The 13296-nt window shown below is 59.0% G+C and carries 17 protein-coding genes; 8 read left to right on the top strand and 9 right to left on the bottom strand.

The window, feature by feature from the left end; genetic code table 11:
- Positions 1-33: 33 nt before the first annotated feature.
- Together rnhB and AB1E33_RS22550 are read right to left on the bottom strand one after the other, a co-directional pair.
- Positions 34-651, bottom strand: a complete 618-nt coding sequence (gene rnhB, locus AB1E33_RS22555) for a ribonuclease HII (protein WP_372579576.1) — start codon at positions 649-651, stop codon at positions 34-36.
- A 116-nt stretch (positions 652-767) separates the two neighbouring features.
- Positions 768-1223: a hypothetical protein gene (locus tag AB1E33_RS22550; RefSeq protein ID WP_372579503.1), complete on the bottom strand. Its 456-nt coding sequence runs from the start codon at positions 1221-1223 to the stop codon at positions 768-770.
- A 175-nt stretch (positions 1224-1398) separates the two neighbouring features.
- Here AB1E33_RS22550 and AB1E33_RS22545 point away from each other — a divergent pair, with 175 nt between their 5' ends.
- The 3 genes from AB1E33_RS22545 to AB1E33_RS22535 all read left to right on the top strand — a co-directional run bounded on the left by AB1E33_RS22545 (position 1399) and on the right by AB1E33_RS22535 (position 4027).
- The gene (locus AB1E33_RS22545) at positions 1399-1689 is read left to right on the top strand and encodes a hypothetical protein (protein ID WP_372579502.1); all 291 of its coding nucleotides are present in this window, start codon (positions 1399-1401) and stop codon (positions 1687-1689) included.
- Positions 1661-2362, top strand: coding sequence for a winged helix-turn-helix domain-containing protein (locus AB1E33_RS22540; protein ID WP_372579501.1), 702 nt, complete (start codon positions 1661-1663; stop codon positions 2360-2362). The genes AB1E33_RS22545 and AB1E33_RS22540 overlap by 29 nt, the downstream gene beginning before the upstream one ends.
- 84 nt (positions 2363-2446) lie before the next feature.
- Positions 2447-4027 carry a DUF427 domain-containing protein gene (locus tag AB1E33_RS22535; RefSeq protein ID WP_372579500.1) on the top strand — a complete coding sequence of 527 codons (1581 nt, stop codon included), beginning with the start codon at positions 2447-2449 and terminating at the stop codon, positions 4025-4027.
- Between the two features lie 27 nt (positions 4028-4054).
- Here the strand turns inward: AB1E33_RS22535 and AB1E33_RS22530 are convergent, their stop codons facing one another.
- From AB1E33_RS22530 to AB1E33_RS22500, 7 genes are all read right to left on the bottom strand, one after another.
- Positions 4055-4846: a DUF1217 domain-containing protein gene (locus AB1E33_RS22530; RefSeq protein ID WP_372579499.1), complete on the bottom strand. Its 792-nt coding sequence runs from the start codon at positions 4844-4846 to the stop codon at positions 4055-4057.
- Entirely contained in the window at positions 4843-5247 is a 405-nt protein-coding gene (flbT, locus tag AB1E33_RS22525) for a flagellar biosynthesis repressor FlbT (protein ID WP_372579498.1), read from the bottom strand. Before flbT ends, AB1E33_RS22530 begins: the two co-directional genes overlap by 4 nt.
- 1 nt (position 5248) lies before the next feature.
- Positions 5249-5620, bottom strand: a complete 372-nt coding sequence (gene flaF / locus AB1E33_RS22520; protein WP_372579497.1) for a flagellar biosynthesis regulator FlaF — start codon at positions 5618-5620, stop codon at positions 5249-5251.
- Positions 5621-5689: 69 nt separating this feature from the next.
- The gene (locus tag AB1E33_RS22515) at positions 5690-6943 is read right to left on the bottom strand and encodes a flagellin N-terminal helical domain-containing protein (protein ID WP_372579496.1); all 1254 of its coding nucleotides are present in this window, start codon (positions 6941-6943) and stop codon (positions 5690-5692) included.
- Between the two features lie 202 nt (positions 6944-7145).
- Complete coding sequence (locus AB1E33_RS22510) at positions 7146-7502, bottom strand: flagellar biosynthesis protein FlgN (protein ID WP_372579495.1); 357 nt, start codon at positions 7500-7502, stop codon at positions 7146-7148.
- Positions 7495-7899: a rod-binding protein gene (locus AB1E33_RS22505; RefSeq protein ID WP_372579494.1), complete on the bottom strand. Its 405-nt coding sequence runs from the start codon at positions 7897-7899 to the stop codon at positions 7495-7497. The genes AB1E33_RS22510 and AB1E33_RS22505 overlap by 8 nt, the downstream gene beginning before the upstream one ends.
- A 48-nt stretch (positions 7900-7947) precedes the next feature.
- Positions 7948-8151 (bottom strand): hypothetical protein, encoded by a 204-nt coding sequence (locus AB1E33_RS22500; RefSeq protein WP_372579493.1) that lies wholly within the window; start codon positions 8149-8151, stop codon positions 7948-7950.
- A 559-nt stretch (positions 8152-8710) separates the two neighbouring features.
- Here AB1E33_RS22500 and AB1E33_RS22495 point away from each other — a divergent pair.
- The 5 genes from AB1E33_RS22495 (at position 8711) to AB1E33_RS22475 (ending at position 13287) form a co-directional block, all read left to right on the top strand.
- The gene (locus AB1E33_RS22495; RefSeq protein WP_372579492.1) at positions 8711-9220 is read left to right on the top strand and encodes a flagellar hook-length control protein FliK; all 510 of its coding nucleotides are present in this window, start codon (positions 8711-8713) and stop codon (positions 9218-9220) included.
- Positions 9217-9900: a flagellar hook capping FlgD N-terminal domain-containing protein gene (locus tag AB1E33_RS22490; RefSeq protein ID WP_372579491.1), complete on the top strand. Its 684-nt coding sequence runs from the start codon at positions 9217-9219 to the stop codon at positions 9898-9900. Before AB1E33_RS22495 ends, AB1E33_RS22490 begins: the two co-directional genes overlap by 4 nt.
- Before the next feature lie 48 nt (positions 9901-9948).
- Positions 9949-10812, top strand: coding sequence for a phosphotransferase (locus AB1E33_RS22485; protein ID WP_372579490.1), 864 nt, complete (start codon positions 9949-9951; stop codon positions 10810-10812).
- 156 nt (positions 10813-10968) lie between these two features.
- Complete coding sequence (locus AB1E33_RS22480; protein WP_372579489.1) at positions 10969-12069, top strand: ABC transporter ATP-binding protein; 1101 nt, start codon at positions 10969-10971, stop codon at positions 12067-12069.
- 114 nt (positions 12070-12183) lie between these two features.
- Entirely contained in the window at positions 12184-13287 is a 1104-nt protein-coding gene (locus tag AB1E33_RS22475; RefSeq protein WP_372579488.1) for an extracellular solute-binding protein, read from the top strand.
- The last annotated feature ends 9 nt before the right edge of the window (positions 13288-13296 follow it).

The following is a 13296-nucleotide window of genomic DNA, read 5'->3' as shown; positions in this document are numbered from 1 at the left end:
GTCAAATTCTTTTTTGAATCAAGAGGTTACGATTTACCCTTGATACAAGATATTGTGTACCGGCTTGAAGGAACGTCTATGATGTGGGGTAGGCCCAAGATTTTGGAGCGCCATTCTGTGTTCCAGCGTCGGATATCCCTTGTTTCGCGCCCACCCGTATTCCGGGTGCTGTTGCGCCAAATCCACCATGACCCGATCGCGGTGCATTTTTGCCACGATTGAGGCCGCCGCGATCGACACCGAGCGAGTATCGCCCTTGATCACCGGCTGCGCGGGCAGGGTCAGCCCCTTGGGGATCAGGTTGCCGTCGATCAGCAGAAAGTCAGGTGCCGGGTCGAGCGCCGCGATCGCACGCTCCATCGCCAGATGCGCCGCGAATAGGATGTTGTGAAACTCGATTTCCTCTACGCTGGCCTCTGCAACCGCGACCTGAGCACAATCCAGGAGCAGCGCCTCAAGCGCGGTGCGGCGTTTTTCCGACAGTTTCTTCGAATCGTTCAGCCCGTCGGGAATGTCCGATGGGTCCAGAATTACGGCAGCCGCCATGACTGGCCCAGCCAGTGGCCCGCGCCCGACCTCATCCACGCCTGCGATGCGCGTGTACCCGCGCTCGCGCAGAAACTCTTCCAACTGATAATTCGGCAGTGACATGCCCATGGCAAAGCGCGTTTGCCATCCGGACGCAAGCAAAATGGAGAGAGGGGTCGCCCCCTCTCTCCGCCTGTGCGGCCCGTTCTGCCGGGCCATCACTGCTCGATTACCTGGTATCAGCCCGCGATGCGGTAGCCTTTTCGGCGCAGGCAGCGCGGCTCATAGGCGTTGCGGGTGCGCTCACCGTTCCAATAGGTGATCTGGCATTGCTGCGGCAGCGACTTGGCGTGGTGATAATGGCGCTTCAAGCATTTCCGTTTCATCAGCGGGGCGTTCGCCGGATACCCCCTGACCGGCTTAAGGCACCGACGCGGCAGATCGTACTTTGCCACTTTTGGCGGCAAGGGCCGGACCGAATGGATCTGCGGCGCCTGCGGTACATAGCTCTGCGTTACCTTCGCGCGATCGCGTTTCTTCTTCTTGTTGTTGCGATGCAGGACCACGCCCAGAATGGTCAGCGCAGCCAGCCCGCCCAGAACCTTTGCGGTATCATCGGCGCGCGCAGGCGCTGCAGATATGGCTGTAATGGCGATGGCAAGAGAAACAATCAAAGCGATGAACCTGCGGTGCATGAGAGGGGTCCTTTCTGTCTGTACGTGCCAGCATCGAATGACGCGGGCTGTGATGCCTCGAGATTGGTGTGGGGGTGCCCGGCCAAGCAATATCGCCTGCGTGTTATTGGATATCAGCCAGCCCAGCGCCTTGTTGTTATTGAATAACCGCGCCGCCGCACGCAGGATGGGTCCCATGAAACAGATTGCATTCCTGACCCTCGTTCTGGCTCTGATCACCCTACCCCGCTCTGGCCACGCGGCCGAATGTTACGCGGATTACAAGGCCAAGCAGGACGCGCCCCTGAAACTGCATTACGGTGTGATGCAGGTCAGCGGCGCCTGTTCACAGGCCCAGGCCCAGACCGAATTGTCGCAGCGCCTGTCCGCCAATGGCTGGACGCTGCTCAACGTGATATCCGTATTCGGCCCGGACGGGCTGCAGCAAAGGAAGGCTGATGCCGGACCCTACTATCTCCGTTTCTGAAACAAGGCGGTCCGGCGCGCGCCTCGTCGGCTTCGGCATCGCCGCCATCGTCGTCATCCTTGCCACCGCAGCGGTCTTTCTGGTCCTCACCCTGCCCGATGCCAACGCCTTCAACTCGCGGGTCGAGCGGGTCTTTGTCGAAAACGACTTGACCACGCAGGCCGAGATCAAGCTGCTGGAGATCTTGGCCCAATCCGGCACCGCCTTTGGCGATACGCTGACCAGTTACCGAATGGTCATCTTCGTGCTGCTGGTCTTTGCCAGCGCCATGTTGATCGCCGCTTTGGTGTTCCTTGTCATGCTGACCCAGTTCAACCGCCGCATGGTGCAGATCGAACGTGCGGGCATTCAAGTCAACTCGCTGCTGATCAGCCGTGAGGAAAACACCGTTTACCTCAACAACATGGATTTCAAATTGACTGCAGCGGCGATCGAAACCCTGTCGGTGCTGGCCGAGGCACGACTGGATGACGACGTTCTGTCGGGCGCCGAGATCGAGGCGGTGATCTCGGGCCGAGACGCGAGTGATTGCGAAGAGGCCGCAGGCGCCACCCGCATCAAGCGGCTGCGCGATACGCTGGGCAACCAGATGATCAGCGCGTTGCTGGTCAAGAACATCACCCGTCGCGGCTATATGCTGGCCATCGAAAAAGACGTGATCCAGATGGTCTGAGCGACAAAAAAACGGGCCATCACACTTGGATTCCTTCCGATCTGCCCCCATCCTTATGGGCCTAGGCGACAGGGAGAACGAATTATGAACGTGCATGCCTCGCCACAAGTTGACGGATACCGCATCGAACTGGAAGAACTGTCGGGCCGGGTCACCCTTTGGCGCGACGGCGTCGAGCTGGCGTCGAGCACAAGCGCCAAAGTGATGTATGAGACGCGCCTGCCACCGACGATCTATTTTCCGCGCGAGGATGTGAAGGTACCGCTGAGCGAGGCCACCGATCTGCAAACATTCTGCCCATTCAAAGGGACCGCAACCTATAATAGCATCCTGTTGCCGGGCGAGACCCTGACCAATTCGGTCTGGGCCTACGAGGACGCGCTGCCCGAAAGTCGCGACATTCAGGGCTGTATCGGCTTCATGCCCAACGCCTATACCCACGCCGATTTGGGTGACAACACGCTACGCGACAGTAACGACGGCAATATCAGCGGGCCACTGATCGACTGGCTGATGCGCGGCACCTCATCGCTGAACACTCCCGAAGAATTCACACGCGAACTGGCAGAGAAGATGTGCGAACACGGGATCGCCGTGTCCCGGTTGAGCATTTTGGTCTGGTCGCTGCACCCGCTGATCGCGTGCAAACACTACATCTGGGATAAGGACGAGGATGAAATCTCGACCTATGCACCGACTTACGAAATCTACGATCACCCCGCCTATCAGAACAGCCCGCTGCGCCATGTGTCGAACGGGGCCGGCGGGGTTCGCCAGCGGCTGACCGATACCCATCTGGACAATTCTTTTCCGATCATGGAGGATCTGCGCCGCAAAGGGGCGACCGATTATGTCGCGATGCCGATGCCGTTTTCGGATGGTCGGACCAATGTGCTGACCCTGACCAGCGATCACCCGGACGGTCTAACCACCGCCAATCTCGGGCTTGTCTTCGAATGTTCGACGGTGATCGGGCGCTACTATGAAGTCTTCATGCAACGCGAAAACGCCCAGGCGCTGCTTGAGACCTATGTCGGCAAACGTTCGGGCGCGCGCGTTCTGGGCGGCGAGATTCGGCGCGGCGACGGCGACGAGATCGACGCGGCGATTATGTTCTGCGACCTGCGTGGCTCTGCCCGGCTGGAAGAGCAACTCGACAGGGGTGCCTATATTGCGCTGCTGAACACCTTTTTTGAAACCGTATCTGGTGTGGTTCACGAGCATGGCGGCGAGGTTCTGAAGTTTATCGGCGATGCGGTCCTTGCAGTGTTTCCCGCGGGCGATGATGCCGATCTTGCGCGTCGCGATGCCCTGCGCTCAGCCGCCGAGATAGTCGATTGCATGACCCGTGAGTGCGTTGCGGATACCGGCGTCACCTATGATTGCGCCATCGGGCTGGCCTACGGGCGGGTTACCTATGGCAATGTGGGATCGCGCGAGCGGTTGGATTTCACGGTCATCGGGCAGGCCGCCAATATCGCCGCGCGGCTCGGCGATCACGGCAAGACCATCGGTCACCGCATCGTGGTCGCCGAGGACATGCTGGTGGCGGATGCTGATTGCCTTTCGCTGGGTGCGCTGCAACTGCATAACGTGTCGCAGCCGGTTGCATCATATGCCTATGCGCCAAGTAACGCGGCCATGCATTGCGCGCCAAAAAAATGAGCGATGCCGCTGCTGTCCACGACCTGATCAGGCCTGCAACAGGCTGAGCGCGATGGCAGCCGGGGATTGCTGACTTGCCAAAGATGCGATCTGCGCACGCGCCAGATAGAGATGTGTTGTCTTCTCCATCGCTTCCGGGTCTGAAAGCTCGGACAAGTTCTTCAATCCGGTTGCCGAAGAAAACCGGTCCTGAAACACTTCGACTTGCTTATCGAGATCCACGGAAGCAAAGCTGCGCGGCAAGCCAAGTGCGGTTTCGAACATCGTCCGCAGCGGTGGCAGCCCGATGATATTCAACCATTTTGTCGTATCAGACCCATCATCTGCTGCAATCTCGGCCAGCTCATGCTGTGCGTAAAGCGCGATACGCATGGTTTCGTCGCTTTCCCCAATCGCGGTTTCGAATGTCTGGGTCTGGTATTTTCCCACCATCTCTTCCATGACGGTCGGCAAAGTGGTTTTGGGAGTTGCACTGGGTCCGAATCCAAATGCGTCGCTGAACGCACGATAGCGTTTATCCGCCAGTCGGTTGGCCAGCGCATCCTGGGCCGCAGTTCCATCCTCTAGGATTTTTTGCACGAAAAAACGGTTGTTCAAGTCAGATTCGAGACCAAAGGCCCCAAGCGCAACCTTCAGAAGTGTGCGATCGGCGACCAAGTCCTGCGCCGAAGAAATACTGCCAATTTCTTTCAGAAAATGCTGGGTTTCCCGCTTGATCAGAGGCGAGGCGGCAAGCGCCTCGCGTTGCTGCGTCTGCGTCCTTTGCAGAAACTGCCATCCGGCAATCCCGCCAAGGGGAACAACCGGGCGGAAGCTCACTGATGCCCCAACGCCAGCACGCGGTCTTCACGTGGCAGCAGCGCCCTCAACGCTTTCAGACAGCGGTAGTGATGCGCGCCGATCAACGCATCCGTGGCCTCGGCCAACGCCGAGCGGCTGTCATGGTCGGTGAAGACCTGGCTCAGCTCCTCAATCCGGCGCAAAAGGGCCTGTTTGGCCTCACCCGGATCGCAATCCCCGGACAATACCAGTTGCAGGGCATAGCAGGCTCGCCGGACCGGAGTGGTCGCGTCGGTCGGATGGATCGCATCCCGCAGCCGTAGGATATTTGCATCGGGCGTGACGATGGAGAGGCGCCCGCGCCGGTCCCCATTCTCGATCACGGCACCGTTGATCAGCACCCTTTCCTTGGGCGCAAGCTTCAGAACGAGGCCAGCCATATCAGGACGCCCCGCTGCGCAAACCGCGCAGGATCGAAGTGTTGATTTCAAGCAGTGGTGCAACACTCGCCATTTGGGAAAGGACAAGGCTGGTATGATGATCGACGAACTCGGCAAGGTAAAACAGCCGGGCCCGCAGATCGGCGGGCAGGCCATTCTCGGGGCTGGCCACGTCGGCGGCGAAAATCGTCCAGAGCCGCTTGTTGTCATGCAAGGCATGGGCAAGCTTGGGATAATCCACAGCGTCACCTTCCGCTGAGGCGCGAATGCGGTGCGTGATCCGCGCGAGTGTTTCATATTCCGCATCTCTCGGAGTGCGGGTCGCGGCCGAATTGCTCGAATAGGCCTGTTGGGCAGCTGCAAGCGCGTTCACTGTCGATCCTTACCTGATGATGTTCTGGGAAAGGCGGCCGGGGCGGAAACCACCCCGACCGTCAGAGATTTAGCGGAACAGCGACAGGATCGTCTGCGGCGCCTGGTTTGCGATCGACAGCGATTGAACCGCCAATTGTTGCTGGGTTTGCAACGCCTGTAGCCGGGCAGAGACCTCTTCCATATTGGCATCCACCATAGCGCCGATCCCCGATTTCAGCGAATCGGACAGGTTGCTGATGAAGTCCTTCTGCGTCGAAATCCGGCCCTCGACGGAACCGAAAGCCGCAGATGCGTCGATGGCGGTTCCGATTAGGGTTTCAACCGTGCCAAGTGCCGCATTCGCACCACCCCCTGTCGAGACATCGATCGACGCGAGCGCGCCCAACCCACCAGAACCGGCATTGGTGTACTGCGCGGTGATCACAAGATCCTGATTGGTGTCGTTGGTAAACGAGATCGTGCCAGCGGTACCGGAATCATAATCAACGTCCAGCGTCCCTCCGGCATCCGAAATCCCCAGCGCATCAATCTGGGTCTTCAGCGCGGTGGCAACTATGTCACCGGTGGTTGTCGATGCCGCATCCTCTGCCGTCACGGTATAGGAAACAGAGTGATCATTGATGTTCACCGTGACCTGATCCCCGGCCGCGAAGGTACCGGCCGTCGATGCGGGGGGACCAGTGACAGCACCACCTGCCTCGTCGGTAATAAGATCGGCCGTGCCACCGCCGCCATCGAGGCTGAACGCCGCGACATCGCCCAAAGCCGACACGCCTTGCGAGCCGGCAAAGACGTTCTTGGCCGCATAGCCACCTGTCGACAGGTTCTGTCCGGTCACGTTGATTGACGAGGGTGTGACACCGCCCACCGAGTCACGATCCAAAGACGCGAGGAAAGAAGTGGATGCGGTATTGCCATCGACAAGGTTCAACCCATTGAATTGAGCCGCCCCAACCACTGTTGAGATCTGATCGCGCAGCGCCACCACGTCAGCCTGGATCTTACCGCGATCGACGTTCTCTTCTTGCGCGGCGACGATCTTGCCCTTCATCTGGGTCAGCAGATCGGTAATGGTTTCCGACGCGTTCCGCGCAACGGATACCGAGGATTCACCAAGGCTCAGGCTGTCCTTGATGGCTTTGAAACCCTGAACATCGGATTCCATCACCTTCGAAATCGCCCAGACCGCGGAATTGTCTTTGGCATTGGAGACCGATTTACCGGTCGAGATTGCGTTCTGGGTTGCACCCAGGTTCTTATTGACCATTTTCAGGGTCTGCAGCGCAACCATTGCGCCGTTGTTCGTCAGAATGCTGGACATAGCATATCCTCTCAATGCGGGCATTTGCCCGGTTCACGTCACCCGAAGGGGTGGTTTGAAAACGTCTTTCTGACGGGTGCGGCATCCGGGAACCGAAGTGTCGCGCCACCTTCTGAAGGTGCGCTGCAACTTTCGCCCGCGATGTCCTAATGCTTTGCTAAACGCAGTATCCGGAATGGATCGACTTTGAGACAAACCTGCGTCATGCTCGCTTTTCCAATTTCGAAGCACCGCCCGGTTCATGCTGCAGGCGTTTGCCGGCCCGGTCATAGGTATCAAACCCCGACTGAAGTCGCTTGAGTTCCGACAGGCGCTCGACAACCGACCTCAGACCAGCCAACGCCGCATTAAAAAGGGCGCGATTCTGATTGGCCTTGAACCTGAGGGCATCTAGGTCGCCAACGGTTGCGACATCCTGCGCGACACCATCAAGCAGCGATTCTTTTTTCGACGACAGTGCGGCAACTTGGTCCAGCGCCCCTGAGATCAAAAGCTGCCGCTCCTGATCCAGTAGATCGTTCAGCCTAGAAATGGCGGGAGTCTGGTTTTTCTCACCCATCTTGATCAGCCACCAGTCCTTGCATCAGGATTTCGGTCAAGCCAATCCCGCCTGCGCGCGTGATTTGCAAAGCCTGTTCGCGAACCAGCATCGACGAAAACTGGTCCTCGCCCGCGCCACCGCCAAAGGAACTGCGCGCGGCTCCGAAGCCGGCCGACTTCAACATTTCCGCCAGAAACGTCGCTTCCAATTGAACCGCGGCCTCTTTCGCTGAGGCACGTGAAGGCGACGGCGTGGAAGATCCGATTCGGACGTTGTGCAGGCTTGCAGTAGCCATGATGCATTCCCTCAAATTGACAGCGTTTTTTTCAGACTGGCTTGAAACCGTTAAAAAAAACGCAACCGAATCCAGTTCAGTGTCATCAGCGACAACAATTGTTTGGTGCAACATGCTCATTGAAAACCTGACATCAATTGCCCCTGGCAAACCAGTGGGGACGGGCGACTACAGTTCCGATCCGCCTGTCTTGGACGCTGAGGATTTTGCCGATGTGGTCGCCTCGGTATCGCGCGATGGGGCCAATGCGGACAATGCGAGCGAGGGTGCCGTCCAGAACCAGGACGCGCAGGCCGAAGCGGATAGCGATCCCGAGATGCCGCCGAACGGGCAGGAGGATGCTGCAACGACGCCAGCGTCATTTTCGGTCACTCGAGCGGCGACTCAAGCAGATGATACAGTTCCCGGGCAGCAGATGCGCTCCAACACATTGTCCGGCCTGACCGGCGGGCAAGGCGCTACAGGGTCGGGGTCGAATTCTCCTGCTGGTCAAGTAACTACGACCGAGGCGCCACCCCGGGCGGATGCAATGCCCGACGCTCAGCCTCAGGGTAGGACAAACGTGCGTTTCTCGTGGGCAAATGAGGCCGGACAAGCAGGTCCTGCCAACGGGTCGACGCAAGAGGGGCGCGGCACAAGCCTTATGAATGCGGCAAGTGCGCAATTTGCCGGCTTAATGGGTCCCGCAGCAGGATCGACAAACGCAGCCCGGCCCGCACGGGCAACGAATACATCGCCAGCGCCGGAAGCCGGCGAAACTGGCCAGACAGCATCTGATGGACCTCTGGCGGGAGCGTTGCCTGTAACGGTGCGCCAGGTCCCAGCACTACAGACCACCCAAGGTTTGAACCGGATGAACGCAAACCAATCCGCTTCTGCTCTCCCGGCGCTTGCCGAGAGCTTGGCGGCGGATAGTGAGCAGTCACTCAGATTGTTCTCACTTGCGGGCGAGGACCTCTTTCCGACCCAGACCCGTCTGGAGACCATCAGCCTCGGTATCGATATAGCACGGGATGCGCCGAAACCGGGTCAGGCAGAAACCGCGCGGGCGGTCGCCTCGCAAATCAACGATGTTTTGTTGCGACGGAGTGATGGCAGTTTTGAACTTGCCCTGCACCCGGAGGAGTTGGGACGCGTACGGGTCGCGATGAAACCCGGCGACGGCATTATGACCTTGGCGATTGTCGCGGAACGGCCCGAAACCCTCGATCTGATGCGCCGTCACATAGATCAGCTTGCTTCTGAGTTTCGGGAAATGGGTTATAGTGCCGTACATGTCGATCTGTCCGGGGCGGATGACAGCGATCGCCAACCCGACCAAAGTTCCGAGACCGGCACAGTTATCGCCCGTGACGGTGATATGGACGCGCCCGAACCTGTTGCTGCCGCGCGCACGGCGCTGAGCCGCGGAACTTCGACCGGATTGGATCTGAGGCTGTGATCGAAACCACACCCATTACAAGCGCTACGTCACCCCAGGGCAAAGCAGCGGCTACCACGACGAAAGAACCGTCGGCGTTGACGTCCGACTTCGAGACCTTTCTTAAGATGCTGACGGCACAGGCTCGAAACCAGGACCCGCTGGAGCCGCTAAATTCATCGGAATACGCCGCGCAACTGGCGCAGTTTTCGATGGTCGAGCAGCAGGTTCGCACGAACGAATCACTCTCTGAATTGACTGGGCTGCTGGGGGGACCGAAGATGACCCAGCTATCAGCTTGGATCGGATCAGAGGTTCGCGCGGTCGCTCCGGCATTTTTTGACGGCACGCCGGTGCGGATCTCGACAACCCCAAATGAACTGGCCGACAGCTCCACTCTGGTAGTGCGGAACGGATCGGGAGAGGTTGTCAACCGACAGGCGCTTGCCCAAGGCGGCAGGGCCGCGATCTGGAATGGACTGGACGCTGATGGCGTCCCAATGGCTACCGGGCACTATTCCTTCTCGGTCGAAAACTATCGCGGTTCGGAATTGCTGAGTGAAGACGCTGCCGCAACCTTTAACCGCGTGACTGAAGCGCAGGTCGAAGGCGACGATGTGATCTTGATACTCGAGGGCGGACAGGCGATTTTGGCACAACTGGTCACCGCCGTTCGGTCCGGCGACCCGCAATCTCAATAGGGCCTGTCCAGACCGGGCGCGCCCCTCCCGCCGGAGCTCGCCCGACCCATGGCGCAAGACGACCCGCCCGATGACTTGCAGGCCGATTTGCTCCGCCGTGGGCTGATGGCACCGAGTGGCAAATTTCAGCCCTTGCTTGGGGGACGCACAAACCGGGTATGGAAACTGGTCGGATCCGGGCCGGACCGGGTACTCAAACTCTATCAACGCGCGGTTCCTAATCCACTGTTCGGCAACGACCCGGCGCTTGAAACGCTCTGTCTGAATGCTCTGGCCACGACCGGGTTATGTCCGAAATTCCGCGCCTCGGGCCAGATTCCCAATGCGGACTGGGTACTTTATGAACATACGGTCGGGCAGACCTGGGCCAGGGATACTGGCGCGGTTGCCGGGTTGCTGGGAAAGCTGCATAAGCTAACCCCCCCGCTTGCCCTTCCAAATGGATGCAATGGAAGCGCTGATCTTGAGGTCGCGACACATCGCATTCTATCGCTCTGCCAATCCGACGAGCGTGTGCGATTGAAGAACTTGCGACCTTCCGACACCATACCCCCGACGCAAGCAACGTGTTTGATCCACGGCGACCCGGTTGCTGGAAACATTCTGGTAAACGGCCCATCGCTGGTCCTGATCGACTGGCAATGCCCGGCGTTCGGTGATCCGGCAGAGGATTTGGCGTTGTTCCTGTCACCTGCAATGATGCAGGTTTATCGCGGCGTGCCGCTGGACCCGAACGAAACCCACGCCTTTCTGGCCGCGTATCCGGACCAGCAAACCACCGCGCGGTACGAGGCGCTGAGGCCGTGGTTCGCCTGGCGCATGGCTGCCTATTGCCTTTGGCGCGCTGAGAACGGCTCCGCCGAGTATTCCCATGGCCTGTCGCTTGAACGCGACCTGCTGGAGGCTGGCTGAATCTCAAATGCAAATCCCCCGCAATAGGCTTTGCCCCAAAAGCGATCCAGCGAAACCATCGCCCTGCGTCGCAATTCTGTTGCATTAAGCGGGTTTGCCCGCTTAACCTTGCGGGAAAGGCGGCATAGACCGCACAAAAAAACCGGGGAGTTTGCTTTGGCTGAACCAACCAGCGACGGCGCGTTTGTCGAATTCGAACGCGTTCAGAAAAGCTACGATGGCGAAGTACTTGTCGTCAAAGACCTGAATCTGACCATGCCGAAAGGCGAATTCCTGACAATGCTCGGGCCATCGGGCTCCGGAAAGACTACCTGCCTGATGATGCTGGCAGGATTCGAGACCGCCACCCACGGCGATATCAGATTGGGCGGGATTTCGATCAACAACATCCCGCCGCATAAACGCGGCATCGGAATGGTGTTCCAGAACTATGCCCTGTTCCCCCATATGACCATTGCCGAGAATCTCAGCTTTCCGCTGGAAGTGCGCAAGCTGGGCAAGTCTGAACGCGAAGAAAAGGTGAAACGCGCGCTGGACATGGTCGAAATGGGCGCCTTTGGCGGTCGCAGGCCCGCCCAGCTTTCGGGCGGCCAGCAGCAGCGTGTCGCCCTGGCCCGCGCGCTGGTGTTTGAACCGGAATTGGTTCTGATGGACGAACCGCTGGGCGCGCTGGACAAGCAGCTGCGCGAAAAGATGCAGTTCGAGATCACCCATCTGGCGCACAACCTCGGCATCACTGTGGTCTATGTGACCCATGACCAGACCGAAGCGCTGACCATGTCGGACCGCGTTGCCGTTTTCAACGATGGCGTGATTCAGCAACTGGCCCCGCCCGACCAATTATACGAATCACCCGAAAACAGCTTCGTCGCGCAATTCATCGGCGAGAACAACACGCTCGAAGGTCAGGTCAAGGAAATCACCAACGGAATTGCGGTTGTACAACTCGACGATGGCGGGTTGATCGATTGCAAGCCGGTCAATGTCGACAAGCCCGGCGAGCGGACCCGGGTGTCGATTCGCCCCGAACGCGTTGAATACAACAAGGACCGCCTCACTGAAGGCGCCCATACACTGAAAGCCGAAGTGCTCGAATTCATCTATATGGGCGACATTTTCCGCACTCGGCTGCGGGTCGCCGGCAACGACGAATTCATCATCAAGACGCGCAATGCGCCCGACCAGGTGCGCTTGCAGCCGGGACAGCAGATCGAGATTGGCTGGCTGCCCGAAGATTGTCGCGCGTTGGATGCGTGACGCCCCTTTTGTCGCTTCCGGTCCGCCGGAAGCGATGAGTATGGGAGCCGGAATTCGAGAACCCCGTGCGGCCGGTTCCCCCAGAGCAAAAAACGGGAAAACTGGGAGAGACTAATGACACTCACGAGAACTCTTCTCGCTACCACGGCCCTGAGCATGACCACCGGTCTTGCCTCGGCGCAGGACATGGCGAATGAGATGACGATTGTAAGCTGGGGCGGCGCCTATTCGACGTCGCAGCAGAATGCCTATCACACGCCCTATTCCGAAAATACCGGCGTGACCATCATCAATGACGAAAGCTCTGCCGAAGCGGTCGCCAAGCTGCGCGCGATGAACGAGGCAGGCAATGTGACCTGGGATGTGGTCGATGTTGTTGCCGCTGACGCGATCCGACTCTGCGATGAAGGTCTGGCGCTGGAAATCGACGCCGATACACAGCTTGCTGCCGCACCTGACGGCACCTCCGCTTCGGAAGATTTCGGCGAATTGCTGGTCAGCGACTGCTTCATCCCGCAGATTGTCTATTCGACCACTTTCGGGTATCGCACCGACATGGTTGGAGACAACCCACCGACCGAAATTTGCGCCGTGTTCGACACCGAGACCTATCCGGGCAAGCGCAGCCTGGAAAAGCGCGCCATCAACAACATGGAATGGGCGCTTCTGTGTGACGGTGTGGCCAAGGAAGACGTCTATGATGTGCTGGAAACGCCCGAAGGGCAGGAACAGGCGCTCGCCAAGCTCGATACCATCAAGGACGACGTGATCTGGTGGTCTGCCGGTGCAGATACGCCGCAGCTGCTCGCGGATGGCGAGGTTGTGATGGGATCGACCTATAATGGCCGTCTGTTCAGCGTGATCGAAGAGCAGAAGCAGCCGGTTGCGATGCTCTGGGACGCACAGATCTTCGATCTGGATGGCTGGATCATCCCCGCAGGCCTGAGCCCCGAGCGTCAGGCGCGCGCGCTTGACTACATCATGTTTGCGACCGACACCCAGCGTCTGGCGGATCAGGCCAAGTGGATCTCGTACGGTCCGGCGCGTGCGTCGTCTGCACCGCTTGTCGGTCAACATGCCGATCTGGGCATCGACATGGCGCCGCATATGCCGACCGATCCCGAGAACGCCAAGAATACGTTCCTCTACAACTACGAATTCTGGGCGGATTATCGCGACGACATCGAGGCCAAGTTCCAGGCCTGGCTGGCCAAGTGATCTAGAAAA

Source organism: Ruegeria hyattellae, assembly GCF_041537925.1.
In the GTDB taxonomy this organism is placed as follows: Bacteria; Pseudomonadota; Alphaproteobacteria; order Rhodobacterales; family Rhodobacteraceae; genus Ruegeria_C.
This window is presented reverse-complemented; position numbering and strand designations above follow the sequence as displayed.